The 14,150-nt window shown below is 73.1% G+C and carries 19 protein-coding genes; 14 read left to right on the forward strand and 5 right to left on the reverse strand.

Translation table 11 applies throughout. The features are described from left to right. The 6 genes from C2L59_RS28920 (at window position 1) to C2L59_RS28945 (ending at window position 4,991) form a co-directional block, all read left to right on the forward strand. Window positions 1–798: an SCO1664 family protein gene (locus C2L59_RS28920; protein ID WP_103352688.1), complete on the forward strand. Its 798-nt coding sequence runs from the start codon at window positions 1–3 to the stop codon at window positions 796–798. Beyond that, window positions 798–1,685, forward strand: a complete 888-nt coding sequence (locus C2L59_RS28925; RefSeq protein WP_103352689.1) for an aminoglycoside phosphotransferase family protein — start codon at window positions 798–800, stop codon at window positions 1,683–1,685. The genes C2L59_RS28920 and C2L59_RS28925 overlap by 1 nt, the downstream gene beginning before the upstream one ends. A gap of 51 nt (window positions 1,686–1,736) precedes the next feature. Next, window positions 1,737–2,546, forward strand: a complete 810-nt coding sequence (locus C2L59_RS28930) for a DUF3097 domain-containing protein (protein ID WP_103352690.1) — start codon at window positions 1,737–1,739, stop codon at window positions 2,544–2,546. 84 nt (window positions 2,547–2,630) lie between these two features. Beyond that, window positions 2,631–3,065, forward strand: coding sequence for an NfeD family protein (locus tag C2L59_RS28935; protein ID WP_103352691.1), 435 nt, complete (start codon window positions 2,631–2,633; stop codon window positions 3,063–3,065). Further along, window positions 3,062–3,550 carry an SPFH domain-containing protein gene (locus tag C2L59_RS28940; RefSeq protein WP_103352692.1) on the forward strand — a complete coding sequence of 163 codons (489 nt, stop codon included), beginning with the start codon at window positions 3,062–3,064 and terminating at the stop codon, window positions 3,548–3,550. The genes C2L59_RS28935 and C2L59_RS28940 overlap by 4 nt, the downstream gene beginning before the upstream one ends. Window positions 3,551–3,638: 88 nt before the next feature. Further along, a complete protein-coding gene (locus C2L59_RS28945; protein WP_370444793.1) occupies window positions 3,639–4,991 on the forward strand; it encodes an SPFH domain-containing protein in 1,353 nt (450 codons plus the stop codon). 64 nt (window positions 4,992–5,055) lie between these two features. On the opposite strand, the gene C2L59_RS28950 is transcribed toward C2L59_RS28945, so the two are convergent. Further along, window positions 5,056–6,393, reverse strand: coding sequence for an MFS transporter (locus C2L59_RS28950; protein WP_103352694.1), 1,338 nt, complete (start codon window positions 6,391–6,393; stop codon window positions 5,056–5,058). 254 nt (window positions 6,394–6,647) lie between these two features. Between C2L59_RS28950 and C2L59_RS28955 the strand changes: the two genes are divergently transcribed. The 6 genes from C2L59_RS28955 (at window position 6,648) to C2L59_RS28980 (ending at window position 10,732) form a co-directional block, all read left to right on the forward strand. Continuing rightward, complete coding sequence (locus C2L59_RS28955) at window positions 6,648–7,271, forward strand: TetR family transcriptional regulator (RefSeq protein ID WP_103352695.1); 624 nt, start codon at window positions 6,648–6,650, stop codon at window positions 7,269–7,271. A gap of 77 nt (window positions 7,272–7,348) precedes the next feature. Next, on the forward strand, window positions 7,349–8,872 hold the full coding sequence (locus C2L59_RS28960; RefSeq protein ID WP_103352696.1) for an FAD-dependent monooxygenase: 1,524 nt from the start codon (window positions 7,349–7,351) through the stop codon (window positions 8,870–8,872). A gap of 26 nt (window positions 8,873–8,898) precedes the next feature. Next, a complete protein-coding gene (locus tag C2L59_RS28965; RefSeq protein ID WP_103352697.1) occupies window positions 8,899–9,285 on the forward strand; it encodes a VOC family protein in 387 nt (128 codons plus the stop codon). After that, entirely contained in the window at window positions 9,285–9,605 is a 321-nt protein-coding gene (locus C2L59_RS28970; protein WP_103352698.1) for a metalloregulator ArsR/SmtB family transcription factor, read from the forward strand. The genes C2L59_RS28965 and C2L59_RS28970 overlap by 1 nt, the downstream gene beginning before the upstream one ends. Then, complete coding sequence (locus tag C2L59_RS28975; protein WP_103352699.1) at window positions 9,602–10,054, forward strand: SRPBCC domain-containing protein; 453 nt, start codon at window positions 9,602–9,604, stop codon at window positions 10,052–10,054. The genes C2L59_RS28970 and C2L59_RS28975 overlap by 4 nt, the downstream gene beginning before the upstream one ends. A gap of 66 nt (window positions 10,055–10,120) precedes the next feature. Further along, window positions 10,121–10,732, forward strand: a complete 612-nt coding sequence (locus tag C2L59_RS28980; RefSeq protein ID WP_199199320.1) for a TetR/AcrR family transcriptional regulator — start codon at window positions 10,121–10,123, stop codon at window positions 10,730–10,732. Here C2L59_RS28980 and C2L59_RS28985 read toward each other — a convergent pair. Next, window positions 10,712–11,488 carry an SGNH/GDSL hydrolase family protein gene (locus C2L59_RS28985; protein WP_199199304.1) on the reverse strand — a complete coding sequence of 259 codons (777 nt, stop codon included), beginning with the start codon at window positions 11,486–11,488 and terminating at the stop codon, window positions 10,712–10,714. The two genes, C2L59_RS28980 and C2L59_RS28985, sit on opposite strands and share 21 nt — an antisense overlap. 108 nt (window positions 11,489–11,596) lie before the next feature. Between C2L59_RS28985 and C2L59_RS28990 the strand changes: the two genes are divergently transcribed. Next, entirely contained in the window at window positions 11,597–12,256 is a 660-nt protein-coding gene (locus C2L59_RS28990) for a class I SAM-dependent methyltransferase (protein ID WP_103352702.1), read from the forward strand. Here the strand turns inward: C2L59_RS28990 and C2L59_RS28995 are convergent. After that, window positions 12,246–12,755 (reverse strand): CGNR zinc finger domain-containing protein, encoded by a 510-nt coding sequence (locus C2L59_RS28995; protein ID WP_103352703.1) that lies wholly within the window; start codon window positions 12,753–12,755, stop codon window positions 12,246–12,248. The genes C2L59_RS28990 and C2L59_RS28995 overlap by 11 nt on opposite strands. Window positions 12,756–12,780: 25 nt before the next feature. Between C2L59_RS28995 and C2L59_RS48245 the strand changes: the two genes are divergently transcribed. Beyond that, the gene (locus C2L59_RS48245; protein ID WP_199199305.1) at window positions 12,781–12,945 is read left to right on the forward strand and encodes a hypothetical protein; all 165 of its coding nucleotides are present in this window, start codon (window positions 12,781–12,783) and stop codon (window positions 12,943–12,945) included. Between the two features lies 1 nt (window position 12,946). Here the strand turns inward: C2L59_RS48245 and C2L59_RS29000 are convergent, their stop codons facing one another. Beyond that, window positions 12,947–13,981, reverse strand: coding sequence for a site-specific integrase (locus tag C2L59_RS29000; protein WP_103352704.1), 1,035 nt, complete (start codon window positions 13,979–13,981; stop codon window positions 12,947–12,949). Window positions 13,982–13,990: 9 nt separating this feature from the next. Beyond that, window positions 13,991–14,140, reverse strand: a complete 150-nt coding sequence (locus tag C2L59_RS47585; RefSeq protein ID WP_158263119.1) for a hypothetical protein — start codon at window positions 14,138–14,140, stop codon at window positions 13,991–13,993. Window positions 14,141–14,150: the final 10 nt, after the last annotated feature.

Raw genomic sequence — 14,150 nt, forward strand, 5'->3', positions numbered from 1 at the left:
ATGACCCCCGCCCCGGCCGACCCCGCCTCCCGCGAGCTCGTCACCCACGGCCGCATCGACGTCGAAGGCCGGCTCGTGGACGCCTCCAACGTCACGCTGTTCTGCGCCATCGAGCTCGACGGCGTCACCGGCCGGGTCGTGTACAAGCCGGTGTCGGGGGAGCGGCCGCTGTGGGACTTCCCCGACGGCACCCTCGCCGGGCGCGAGGTCGCCACCGCGATCATCGCCGACACGACCGGCATCGGCGCCATCCCGCCGACCGTGCTGCGCGACGGCCCGTTCGGCCCCGGGATGGTCCAGCTGTGGGTGGAAACCACCGAGGACGACCTGGTGGAAGTCCTGCCGCCGGACGACGTCCCCGACGGCTGGCGCCCGGTGCTGCACGCCCACGACCGGCTCGGCGAACCCGCGGTACTCGCCCACGCGAGCCACCCGGGCCTGCGCGACCTCGCCGTGCTCGACATCGTGGTCAACAACACCGACCGCAAGGGCGGGCACCTGCTGCCCGGCGTCGACGGCCGCGTCTACGGCGTCGACCACGGCATCTGCCTGCACACCGACCCGAAGCTGCGGACCGTCCTGTGGGGCTGGATCGGCGAGCCGGTGCCCCCCGACACCGTCGAGAAGCTGCGCAAGCTGCGCTCGGAGATCGACGGCGGCCTCGGCAGGACCCTCGCCGAGCACATCACCAAGGCCGAGCTCCGGGCCCTGGCCGACCGCACCGACCTGCTGCTGGCCGAAGGCACCTTCCCCGAACCGGGCGACGACTGGCGCGCCATCCCGTGGCCGCTGTTCTGATGAGCGCTGTGCTGATCGACGACGCGGCCCGCGCCCGGCTGATCGGCCGCTTCGGCGCGGTGCTGGCCGAGCCGTGGTGCGACGGTCTCCCGGACCTCGTCGCCCGCCTGAGCGCGAAGTGGGGACTGACCGTCCGCGAGACGCGGCCCGGCAACACCGGCCGCACCCTGCTGTGCACCGGCCCCGGCGGCGACCTCCAGGTCCTCAAGCTCACCCCGGACCCCGAAGTCGCCCGGCTGGAGTTCGCCGGACTGCGGGCGTGGCAGGGCTGCTGGCGGGCCGTGCAGGTGCTGGACACCGACCTGGACGCCGGCGCAATCCTGCTCGAAGGTCTCGTGCCCGGCACCGAACTGCGCGGCCGGCCGGTCCCGTGGCCGGAGATCGGCGCGCTGCTCGCCCAGCTGCACAGCGTGGCGCTGCCGTCCGACCTGCCGCCGCTGACCGACCGCGTGAGCTTCATGTTCGACATCACCGAGCGCACCGTCCCGGGCTCGGCCGCCGAGCCATACCTGACCCCCGGGGTGCTCGCACGGGCCCGCGACCGGGCACTGGCCCTGGCCGCGGACGGCCCGGTGGCGGTCGTCCACGGCGACCTGCACCCGGGCAACGTCCTCGACGCCGGCCCCCGCCGCGGCCCGGTCGCCATCGACCCGCGGCCGAGCGTCGGCGACCCGGCCTTCGACCTCGCCGACTGGCTCTACCTGCCGCTGGCCGCGGGCGGCACGCTCGACGACGGCATCGAGGCACTGCGCCCCCACCTGCCCGGCCTCGACGCCGGACGAGCCCGCGCGTGGTGCGCCGCGCTGGCGCCCCTGGCCGCCCACGCACCGCTGCGGCGTGGCGAGCGCACCCCGTTCACCGACGTCCTGCTGGAGATGGCCCGCTGACCGGCGTGGCATGACCCGCCCGGGCGGCCGCGCGCACTAGGTTCCCAGGTCGTGCGCTCCCACTCCTATGACGACGTACTCGCCGGCCGCCGCCGCAAGAAGGTGCCGGAGGTCCCCGCCGAACCCGGCCTGGTCGTCGAGGACCCGGCCAGCGGCTACTGCGGCGCCGTGGTGAAGATCGAGTACGGCAACGTCGTGCTCGAAGACGCCAAGGGCCGCCACCGCGTGTTCCCGCTCAACCCGGCCGGGTTCCTGCTGGCTGGCAAGCCGGTCACCCTCGTGCCGTACCGGGCCCCGGCGAAGGTACCGGCCCGGCAGATCTCGGCGTCCGGTTCGGTGCGCGTCGAAGGTTTGAAGGCCCGTGTGGCCCGCGACTCGCGCATCTGGGTGGAGGGCAAGCACGACGCCGAGCTCGTCGAACGCGTGTGGGGCCACGACCTGCGGGTCGAAGGCGTGGTCGTCGAACCGCTCGACGGCGTGGACGTGCTCGCCGACCGGATCGCCGAGTTCGGCTCCACGCGTCGGCTGGGTGTGCTCGTCGACCACCTGGTGCCCGGCAGCAAGGAATCGCGGCTGGTCGAGGCTGTCCGGGACGAGAACGTGCTGGTCACCGGCCACCCCTACATCGACGTCTGGGAGGCCGTGCGCCCGGAGGCCGTCGGCATCGCGGCGTGGCCGAAGATCCCCCGCGGCACCGAATGGAAGCAGGGCATCTGCGACGCGCTCGGCTGGGGGCAACCTTTCGAAGGCTGGCAACGTGTCCTCAGCGGGGTGAGCAGTTTCCGCGACCTCGAGACCCCGCTCATCGGGGCCGTGGAACGGCTCATCGACTTCGTCACCGAACCGGCGGAAGAGGGCTGAATGTCCGGAATGTCCAAGGTCACGCGAAGGTTACGTCCCGTCACTGTGCCGGTGCGAACCGGCGCGATCTGAGAGCATGAAGCCATGGCTTGGGCACTGGTCTGGTTGATCGTCGGCATCGCCCTGATGATCGCCGAAGTCGTCTCCGGCGACTTCGTGCTGATCATGCTGGGCGTCGCCGCGCTGTTCGGCGCGGGGGCCGAGGTGCTCACCGGGAACGTCTTCATCGACGTCGCCGTGTTCGCCGTCGCCTCCGTCGGCATGCTCCTGCTGGTCCGGCCCGCGCTCAAGCGGCGCCTGCTGTCCGGGCCGGCCCACCACACCGGCATCGACGCGCTGATCGGCGCCCGCGCCGTCGTCGTGTCCACAGTAGACGCCGAGACGGGCCGGGTGAAGCTGGCCGGCGACGTCTGGTCGGCCCGCAGCCTGGGGGAGCACCTCCCGCCGATCGCGCCCGGCACACCGGTCACCGTCGTCGAGATCTCCGGCGCCACCGCCGTCGTGTCGGCCGAGCCGTGAGCCTGGGACTCGTCACCGTCCGCGAGGGCCACGCCGCGGTGATCGAACGCGGCGGGAAGTTCCGCACCGTGCTCGGCCCCGGCCGCCACTTCGTGCTCCCGTTCGCCGACCGGGTCCGGGCCCGCGTCGACCTCGGCGAGCAGATCCTGTCCTGCCCGCCCCACGGCGTCCGGGCCGGCGACGGGCAGGAGGTCCGCATCGGGTTCGAGATCACCTTCGCGGTGACCGACCCGCGCCTGGCCGCCTACGAGATCGCGAACCCGGCGCTGGCGATCGACCAGCTCACCCGCACCGCGCTGCGGCAGGAGGCCGGCCTGACCACGGCCGAGCGCGCCGTCACCGCGCCGGGGGACCTGCACCGTACAGTGTGGACAGTCCTGCACGACACCACCGGCCGCTGGGGCATCACCGCGAAGGACTTCAAGCTCGCGGTGCGCTCGCCCGCGGCACCCGCAACGCCGTCAACCGCGCAAGAATGGTACTAGGTAAGGGGAAATTCTCTTGACCGGATTTGTGATCGGCCTGGTCATAGCCTTGGCCTTGCTCGTGATCATCACGATAGCCAAGGCGGTCATGGTGGTGCCGCAGGCGCAGTCGGCCGTGATCGAGCGGCTCGGCCGGTTCCGCACGGTCGCCTCGCCCGGCCTCAACATCCTCGTGCCGTTCCTGGACAAGGTGCGCGCCCGCATCGACCTGCGCGAGCAGGTCGTTTCGTTCCCGCCGCAGCCGGTGATCACCGAAGACAACCTGACCGTGTCGATCGACACGGTCGTGTACTTCCAGGTCACCGACTCGCGCGCCGCGGTGTACGAGATCTCCAACTACATCGTCGGTGTCGAGCAGCTGACCACGACCACGCTGCGCAACGTGGTCGGTGGCATGAGCCTCGAGCAGACCCTGACCTCCCGCGACTCGATCAACACCCAGCTGCGCGGCGTGCTGGACGAAGCGACCGGCCGCTGGGGCATCCGCGTGAGCCGCGTCGAGCTGAAGGCGATCGACCCGCCGCCCTCCATCCAGGACTCGATGGAGAAGCAGATGCGTGCCGACCGCGAGAAGCGCGCCATGATCCTCACCGCGGAAGGCCAGCGGGAGTCCGCCATCAAGACCGCGGAAGGCCAGAAGCAGAGCCAGATCCTCTCCGCCGAAGGTGCCCGCCAGGCGACCATCCTCGCCGCCGAGGCCGAGCGGCAGTCCCGCATCCTGCGGGCCCAGGGTGAACGGGCCGCGCGCTACCTGCAGGCGCAGGGCCAGGCGAAGGCGATCGAGAAGGTGTTCGCCGCGATCAAGGCCGGCCGCCCGACCCCGGAGGTGCTGGCCTACCAGTACCTGCAGACGCTGCCGCAGATGGCGCAGGGCGACGCCAACAAGGTCTGGATGATTCCCAGCGACTACGGCAAGGCCCTCGAAGGCTTCGCCCGCGCGCTCGGCGCCCCCGGCGACGACGGCGTCTTCCGGTACGAGCCGCCGAAGGAGGACGACGTCCCGGACAAGCCCGACCTCGAGGACGACGAGGTCTCCAGCTGGTTCGAGACCAAGAGCGACCCGAAGGTCGCCGAGGCCGTCGCGGCCGCGGAAGCGGTGGCGCGCAAGGAGGTCCCGGCGATCGGGGCACCGTCCTCGCCGCCCGCGCGGCCGTCGATCCCGCGCCCGGCCCAGCCGCAGGCCGAACCGGCGGCCGACGAGGACCGCGGCACCGAGGTCACGCCGTCACCGCAGCAGCAGCCGCCGACGCCGCAGAGCGGCCAGCCCGCCCTGCCCCAGCCGCAGGCCCCGGCCGGCCCGCCCCCGGGCGGCCAGTACCAGGGCCCGCCGCCGCAGGCGCCGCCGCCGGGCCAGTTCGGCGGCCCGCAGCAGCAGAACCCGGGCACCGGGCCGTTCCCGCAGCAGCCCCCGTTCGGCGGCCCCCAGGGTCCCCGCCGCTGACCCCGACCGACCGTGAAGGCCACCTCGAGTTCATCGAGGTGGCCTTCACGGCTTTACGGCTTCTTCAGGTGCGCTGGTAGACGGCGACGTCGTCGATGTCCGCTTGGGACCGGTCCTTCAGGAAGATCACGCACAGCACGGAGACCACGGCGGACAGGATGATGTAGCCGGAGATCGCGTACGGCGTCCCCGTCGTGTGCAGCAGCCACGTCGCCAGCAGCGGCGCCGGCCCGCCCGCGAACACCGACGCCAGCTGGTAGCCGAGCCCGGCGCCGCCGTAGCGCAGGTGCGTCGGGAAGCTCTCGCCGATCAGCGCCGCCTGCGGGCCGTACTGCAGGGCGTGCGGGACGAACGACACGACGACCGCGACGAACACCAGCGCGTGGCTGCCGTGCGCCAGGATCGTGAAGTACGGGAACGCGATCACCCCGGTCAGCGCCGCCCCGCACAGGTAGACCCGCTTGCGGCCGAAGGTGTCCGACAAGGACGAGAACAGCGGGATCAGCGCCAGTTCGCAGGCGGCGCCGACGAGGACCGCGTTGAGCACGAAGGTCTTGCTGAACTCGTGGCGCGACACGACGTAGATCAGCACGTAGCTGGTGAACAGGTAGAACGGCATCTGCTCGCTGAACCGGACGCCGGCCGAGAGCAGGATCTCCCGCCAGTGGTGCCGGATCGCGTCGAGCACCGGCGTGCGGGCGGTCTGCCGGTTCTCGACGAGCTTCGCGAACATCGGCGTCTCGAGGATCTTCAGCCGGATCACCAGGCCGACCGCGACCAGCACCAGGCTGAGCAGGAACGGGATCCGCCAGCCCCAGGAGTCGAAGGCGGCGGGGGAGAGCGTCGCCGACAGCAGCGTCATCCCGCCGGTGCCCAGCACCAGCCCGACCGGGACGCCGATCTGCGCGAAACTGCCGAGCAGCCCACGTTTGCGCTGGTCACCCCACTCCATCGCGAGCAGCACCGAGCCGCTCCACTCACCGCCGATGGCGATGCCCTGCACCAGCCGCAGCAGTACCAGGAGCAGCGGGGCGGCGATCCCGATCGCCGAGGTCCCGGGCAGCATCCCGACCACGCCGGAGGAGATGCCCATCAGCAGCAGCGTGACGATCAGCGTCGCCTTCCGCCCGATCCGGTCACCCCAGTGCCCGAAGATCGCGGCCCCGACCGGCCGCGCGGCGAAGCCGACCGCGTAGGTGGCGAACGACTGCATGGCCCCGGCGTACGCGCTCGACGCGGGGAAGAACAGGTGCGGGAAGACCAAGGCTGCCGCGGTGTTGTAGAGGAAGAAGTCGTACCACTCGATCGTCGTGCCGATGGCGCTCGCCAGCGCCGCCCGCCGTACTTGCACTCTGCTGTCCGGTGCCGTCTTGTGAGTGACGCTGTTGTCGCCCAGAACCATCTCGCAACACCTCCGGTGACCGATGTCACACAACAGTGTGACGCCCGACGGTGGTTTCGGCGATCGATGACCCGGTTCTCGTCCGGTGCGTGACGGAGGGCCGGGAAAACCGGACGCGCCCGGCGGCTGCGGACCACGTACGTGCACGGCCGCACCCAAGGCCCGGTAGGCGGCCTTCCTCGGCCACGCATCAGCCACAAAACTTGCCGACTAAGCAACTTTGCACATTCGGCAAACTTCGGTACGGTGAAGCCATGGACACCGACCGCGCCGGCCTCCGGGAGCGCAAGAAGCACGAAACGCGCATCGCGCTGAGCTGGGCGGCGATCCGGCTGACCGTCGAACGCGGGCTCGACAACGTCCGGGTCGAGGACATCGCCGCCGAAGCCGGGGTGTCCACCCGGACCTTCAGCAACTACTTCGGCAGTAAGGGCGAGGCCATCGTGGCCCGCCACCACGACCGGGCCCGGGCGATCGCCGCCGCGCTGCGCGCCCGGCCCGCCGGCGAGCCGATCTGGGACGCGATCACCCAGGCCGCGCTCGAGGGGTTCGCCCTCGGCGAGCCGGTACCCGACACGCGGGTGCCCGACCAGACGTGGGTCGAAGGACTGCGGCTGATGGTCGCCGAACCCACGCTGCAGGGCGAGTTCCAGAAGGCCGGCGCGGCGGCCGAAGCCGAGTTCGCGCTCGTCGTCGCCGAACGCACCGGCACCGACGTCGGCCGGGACGTCTACCCGCGGCTCGTCGCCGGTGTCGTTGGCGCCGCGCTCAACGTCGTCACCCAGCAGTGGCTCGTCGCCGAGCCGTCGCAGTCCCTCGAAGCCATCCTGCGGGACGTGTTCGGCCGGCTCGCCGCCGGCCTGCCCGACCCGCGCTAGACCCCGCCGGACCGCGCCCGCGTACGCCGGGCTTCTTCGGCATGCCCATTTTCCCGCCCCCCGCAAGGAGTTCCGCCATGGAAGACGTCGTCATCGCCGGAGCCGGCCCCAACGGCCTCATGCTCGCCTGCGAACTCGCCCTCGCCGGGATCCGGCCCCTGGTCTTGGAGCGGCTGCCCGAGCCGACCACCGAAAACCGCGCCAACGGCCTCGTCGGCCAGGTCGTCCGCCTCCTCGACCGCCGCGGCCTGCACGAACGCCTCGCCGGGCCGATCGGGCCGCCCGTGCCGGGCTTCGTCTTCGGCGCGATGCACCTGGACCTCACCCTCGCCGAGCGCAATCCGCTCCACGTCCTCGGCGTGCCGCAACGCCGCATCGCGGCGGTGCTCGAGGAACGCGCCGCCGAACTCGGCGTCGAGATCCGGCGCGGGCACGAGCTCACCGGCCTCACCCAGGACGCCGACGCGGTCACCCTCGAGGTCACCGGTCCCGACGGGCCCTACCGGCTGCAGACCCGGTACCACGTCGGCGCCGACGGCGGCCGCAGCGTCACCCGCAAGCTCGCCGGCATCGGCTTCCCCGGTGTCACCGAAGATCGCACCGTCTCCCACTCCGCGAACGCGACCGTGCCGGCGGAGTTCGTCGACCCCGAGTCCGGTGGGCTGCGGATACCGGGCCGCGGCGTGATCCCGCCGTTCTTCCACTACCGCACCGAAACCGGCCTGTTCGCCTACGCGCCGTTCCCGGCGGGCACCCTCGTCACCGCGATGGAGTGGACCGACGACGCCGGGTCCGACGACGAACCGCCGATGTCCCTCGACGAGGTGCGCGCGAGCATCCGGCGCGTCCTCGGGTTCGACCTGCCGATCGGCGAGCCGGAGGGGCCGGGGCCGCACCTGCTGCGGCGGCTGCGCGGGCGCAACACGCGGCTGGCCGAGAAGTTCCGCGAAGGGCGCGTTCTGCTGGTCGGCGACGCCGCGCACGTCCACTCCGCGATCGGCGGCCCCGGCCTCAACCTCGGCCTGCAGGACGCCGTCGGTCTCGGCTGGAAGCTCGCCGCCACGCTGCGGGGCCGGGCGCCGGCGGGCCTGCTCGACACCTACGGGAGCGAACGCCGTCCGGTCGCCGAGCGCGTGGTCATGCACACCCAGGCCCAGTCCGCGCTCATCGTCCCGGGCGGCGACGTCACGGCGCTGCGCGAGTTGTTCGGCGAGCTGTTGCGGCTGCCGAGCACGGTGCAGCACATCGCGGACCTCATGTCCGGCGCCGACGTCCGGTACACACCGGCCACCGACCACCCGCTGGACGGCCGCTGGGCTCCGGACCTCGTGCTGGCCGACGGGACCCGGCTCGCCGAGCTGACCCGCACCGCCCGGCCGCTGCTGCTGGACTTCACCGGCTCCCTCGGTGACGAGCTGCGCGGCTGGCGCGACCGGGTCGACCTCGTCCCCGGCATGGGGCCGGACGACGTGACCGCGCTGCTGATCCGGCCCGACGGGTACGTGGCCTGGGCCTCCAGCTCGGCCACGCCGGACGACACGGAGCGCAAAGCCCTGCGGGTGGCCCTCGAACGCTGGATCGGCGACCCCCTTGACGCGTAGGAGATCTCCTACGTGATGTCCGGTGCATGGCGATCACCCACGTGCAGTTCCTGACCCTGCCCGTCGCCGACCACGCCCGGGCGCGGGACTTCTCCGTCGGCAAGCTCGGCTTCGAAGCGCTCGTCGACCGCCGCACGCCCGAGGGCGGCCGGTTCGTGATGGTCGCGCCGAAGGGGGCCAAGACCGGCGTCGTCCTGACCGGCCAGCAGGTCACCGGCAGCGGCGGCGGGCCGCAGCACTTCCAGCTGCAGACCCCCGACCTCGACGCCGACGTCGCCGCACTGCGGGCGGCCGGGGTCGAGGTCGCCGAGCCGCAGGTGCGGCCGTGGGGCCGGGCGACGTCGTTCACCGACCTCGACGGCCACGCCCTCGGCCTGCTCGAGCCGTCGGACTTCGGCGCCGTGCCGCGCTGATGCCGGTCAACGACGACGTCTTCGCCGCTCTCGCCAGCCCGGCGCGGCGCGAAGTGCTGCGGCTGCTGCTCGACGGCCCGATGGCCGCCGGCGCGATCGCCGAGCGGTTCGCGATGGCCCGGCCCAGCCTCTCCGAACACCTGCGGGTGCTGCGGGAGGCGGGCCTGGTCAGCGAGCAGCGCCAGGGCCGCAACCGCGTCTACCGGCTCGACGCGGCCCCGCTGGAAGAGGTCGCGGACTGGCTGACCCCGTACGAGCGCTTCTGGCGCACCAAGCTCGCCAACCTGCGTGACCTGCTGGACGAAGAGGAAGACCTGTGACCGAGGACCCGACCGCGATCCACGTCGACCAGTTCCTCGCCCACCCGGCCCGCAAGGTGTGGCGCGCGCTGACCGAGCCGGACCTCCTGGAGCGCTGGATCAGCATGCCCAACGACATCGCACCCGTGGTGGGGCACCGGTTCGAGCTGCTGGCCGAGCCGGTGCCGGCGGCCGGGTTCGCCGGCGGCCCGGTGGCGTGTGAGGTGCTCGAGGTCGAGCCCGAGCGCAAGCTCAGCGTCCGCTGGGGTCCGCAGTGGACGGTCACCTGGCGGCTGGTCCCCGAAGGCACCGGCACCCGGCTGTTCCTCAGCCACGAAGGGTTCGACCCGGACGACGAGTTCCAGCGCGTCTCGCGGCGGATCATGGGCGGCGGCTGGCGCTCCCACGTGCCGCGGGCGCTGGCCCGGCTGCTGGACACGCTGCCCGATCCCGCCCCGGGCCGCACGTAACCGTTGCCACCAAGCCATTCGGCGTGCCGGTGGCCGGATCGGCGCTGCTCGGCGCAGTACGATCGGCTGGTGCCCCCCGCCGCCGCTGACCCCGCCGAGCCGAAACCGCTGCGCGCCGACGCCCGGCGCAACCGGGCGCGCGTGCTGGAGGCGGCCGAGCGCGTGTTCGCCGCCAAGGGCACCGGCGCCCCCACCGAGGAGGTCGCGCGCGTCGCCGGCGTCGGCATCGGCACGGTGTTCCGGCACTTCCCGACGAAGGAGGCGCTGCTCGAAGCGGTGCTCTTCGCCCGGCTGAGCCGGTTCGTCGACGAGGCCGAGGCGGCCGTCGCGGCGGAGTCCGCGGAACCGGGGGCCGCGTTCTTCTCGTTCCTCGGCAGCTGGGTGGAGATGTCGAGCGCGAAGAACGCCTACTTCGAGGCCCTCACCGCGGCGGGGGTGACGGTCCCGGTGGCGAAGTCCGACATCGGTGCCCGGCTGATGTCGGCCCTCGGCGTGCTGCTGTCGCGGGCGCAGGAAGCCGGCGCGGTCCGCGGCGACCTGGTCGTCGGCGAGCTCGTCCCGGTGATCATCGGGGTGGCCCGGGCCGCGGAGTACGCGAGCCCGGACGCGCCCCTGCGCGACCGGGCCGTGGCGATCCTCTTCGACGGCCTCCGCCCGTCAGCGGGGGACCGCCGCTGACTCGACCGGCGCCAGTGCCGGGCGCTTCGCGGTGAGCGTGTCGCCGGAGGACTCGCCCCGCAGCCGCCGCCCTACCCACGGCAGCGCGTGTTCCTGCGCCCACTTCAGGTTCCGGCTGCGGCGCGCGGCGGGACTGAGCACCTCGCGCGGCCCCAGCTCGGTGGCGGCCAGCGGGTGTTCGACACCGAGCGCGGCCAGCACGGCGATGGCGACCTCGGTGTGGCCGTAGGCGTTGAGGTGCAGCCGGTCCGGCGCCCACAGCCGCCGGTCGCGCAGCTGCCGCATCGCCCACATGTCCACCAGCAGCGCGTCGTGGCGGACGGCGATGGCGCGGACGAACTCGTTGTAGATGGCGACCCGGCCGCGCATCCTGCGGAAGAGGGCGTCCTCGACCCCGTCGACACCGGTGAACAGCACCAGCCGGGCCCCGGTGGCCCGGATCTTCGCGACGGCGGCTTCGTAGTCGACCATCAGCCCGTCGATGTCGACCTTCGGCCGCATCAGGTCGTTGCCGCCGGCGTAGAGGGTGATGAGGTCGGGCTCCATGGCCAGCGCGGGCTCGAGCTGCTCGCCGAGGACCTGCGGCAGCAGCTTGCCCCGGATCGCGAGGTTGGCGTACCGGAACCCGGGCTCCCGGCCGGCGAGCTGCTCGGCCACCCGATCGGCCCACCCGCGCACCCCGTTCGCAGCGGCGGGATCGTCGTCACCGACGCCCTCGGTGAACGAGTCCCCCAACGTCACTAAGCGCTTGCTCATGTGTCCAGTGTAGGCAGCACCGCCACGCAGCCGACCGCGGCCACCGGCCAGTTCCGCCCACCGCAAAACCCGTGGACCGCCCCGCCCCGGCCCCGGTACACGGGAAGGGTGACCGCCTACGACGCGATCGCCGACTGGTACGAATCCACGCTCGTTCCCACCTGGCGGGCCGATCCGCTGGAGTTCGGGCCCACCCTGCGGGAGCTGCTCGGGCTCGGCACCGGGCCGTGCCTCGAACTCGGCTGCGGCACCGGCGCCCACGCCGGGCGGATCCGCGAGCTCGGCCGCACGCCGCTGGGGGTCGATGTCTCCGCCGGGATGCTGCGGCACGCCGCCGGGCGGTTGCCCGTCGTGCGGGGTGATGCCACCGCCTTGCCGGTCGCCACCGGGGTGCTGCCCGCCGTCGTCGCGATCATGGTCCACACCGACATGCCCGGCTACCCGGTGGTGCTGCGCGAGGCCGCCCGGGTGCTGGCGCCCGGCGGGGTGTTCGTGCACGTCGGTGTGCACCCGTGCTTCTGCGGGGGCTTCGCCGACCGCAGCGACGGCCGGGCCGTCGTCATCCGGCCCGGTTACCGGGAACCCGGCTGGACCACGGAGTCCTGGACCGACCAGGGGCTGCCGGACAAGGTCGGGGCCACCCACCTGCCGCTGCCCGCGTTGCTGGAGGCGGTGCTCGACGCGGGCCTGGTGTTCGAGCGGTTCGCCGAAGGCGGCGCGCCCACGCCGACGGTGTTCGCGTGGCGGGCCCGGAAGCTCAGGCGCTGAGCTGCCGGGCGCGGTGGTCGGCGACGTGCACCCGGGTTGCGCAGCGCGTCGAGCAGAACCGGCGGCGGCCGTTGCGCGAGGTGTCGACGTACGCCGTTTCGCAGCCTTCGCGGCTGCAGATGCCCAGGCGGTCGGGGGCCTCGCAGACGAGGTGGGCGAGCCCGCCCGCGGTGTACGCGCGGACCCGGCCGACCGGGCCGGCGTCCTCCGCCGAGTAGTGCAGGTGGGGCGGCTTGCCGTCGTGGGTGGTGATCGACGGGCGGCACGCCGCCGCGGCCAGCAGGGCGTTGACCAGGTCCGGGCGGTCCGCGGGGTCGGCGGCGAACACCGGCCGCAGGCGGTGGGCCCACGCGCCGATCCGCGCTTCTTCCTCGCTGGTCAGGGCCGCAATGGACATACCGTTGCGGACCATGCCGTCGAGGAGCTCGCTCGCGGACCCGGCGTTGACCAGGTCGGCGGCCACGAGGGCGGCCGGCCCGCCGTAAGGGTTGAAGTGCACTGAAGCATTACAGCACGATCGGGGCATGGATCGGAACCGTTGCCCCCGCTGCGGCTGGCCGCTCGCCGAACTCACCGCGGCCCGGCCCGTCACCCACCGCCTCGACTACGTGCGCTGCGTCTGCGGCAGCTGGCTCGCCCACCTCGGCGGCGAAGTCGTCGGCGCCACCCGGGCGCGGCTGACCCGGTGACTCAGAGGTCGAGCGCGCCCGCCGCGTTGTCGTTCCACTGGTCGACGCGGCGGATGTACTCGTACAGCGCGCGGCTGCCGCGCACCCAGCGGCCCTGGTCGGCGATCGCGAGGTCGTCGGCCCCGGCGCGGCGGGCCTCGGTGGCGAACCCCGACCGCAGGGAGTGCCCGGTCACCGGGTAGGGCAGGCCGGCCCGGACACCGGCCCGGGTGAGGATCTGGTTGACGCCGGTCGTGGTCAACGCCGGCTCGCCGACGTTGCCGTGCCGGTCCACGCGGCGGAACGCCGGCCCCTCGGTGATCCCGGCGCGCGCCCGCCACGCGTGCCACGCCCGCACGGGATCGGTGTCGGGGCTCTCGCGCCGGGGGACGACCATGTCGCCGGTGCTCTTGCCGTGCCGGACGGTCACCGCCAACCCGCGGTCATCCACCGGCTGCACGTCGGTGACCAGCAGGTTCGCCAGATCGGAGCAGCGGGCGGCGATCGGGAAGCCGATCAGCAGCATCGCCCGGTCCCGGGCGCCGGCGACGGTGTCGGGGCACGCGCGCGACATCGCCCGCAGGTCGGCGAGGGTGACCATGGTGGCCTTGCCGCGCCCGCGCTGGATCCCTTCGCGGGCCAGGCGCTGCCGGTACCCCTTCAGCGCCCGCCACGCGGCGCGGCTCGCCTCGGGATCCACGACGACCCGGTGGTGCCGCAGCCCGGCGAGCGCCCCGGTGAGCCGCCGTTCGATGGTGGACGGCGCGGCCGGGGCGGCCCGTTCGGGCACCTCGGGCACGGCCCGTTCCTCCGGCCGCAGCGTGCGGCCGCGTTCGAGCCAGACGACGAACCCGGTCAGCGCGCCGACCGACGCCGACAGGGGCGGGATGCCGGTTTCGGCGGTGTAGTCCTGCCACACCTGCCAGTCCTGGGCGTAGGCCTTGAGCGTGTTCGGCGGCCGCTGCTCGTCGACGTGCCGGACGGCCGCGGCGTCCAGCAGCGCCAGCCGGTCCTGCGGACTGAGCGCGGCGTCGATCACCGGTTCCAGGTCGGGCACGCGCCGAGGTTAGTCGATCTCCGCGGGCAGGAGCGACAGCCCGGCGACGTGGGCGGTTTCCACGTCAAGCACGGCCAACAGAGCGGCGGCGGTGGCCGCCATCGTGAACGGCCGCGGCGGCGGAACCGTGCCCCGCACGTCGGAGGCGGGGATCTGCATCCCTTGATCT

The sequence above is a fragment of the Amycolatopsis sp. CA-128772 genome, assembly GCF_002904295.1.
Lineage (GTDB): Bacteria > Actinomycetota > Actinomycetes > Mycobacteriales > Pseudonocardiaceae > Amycolatopsis.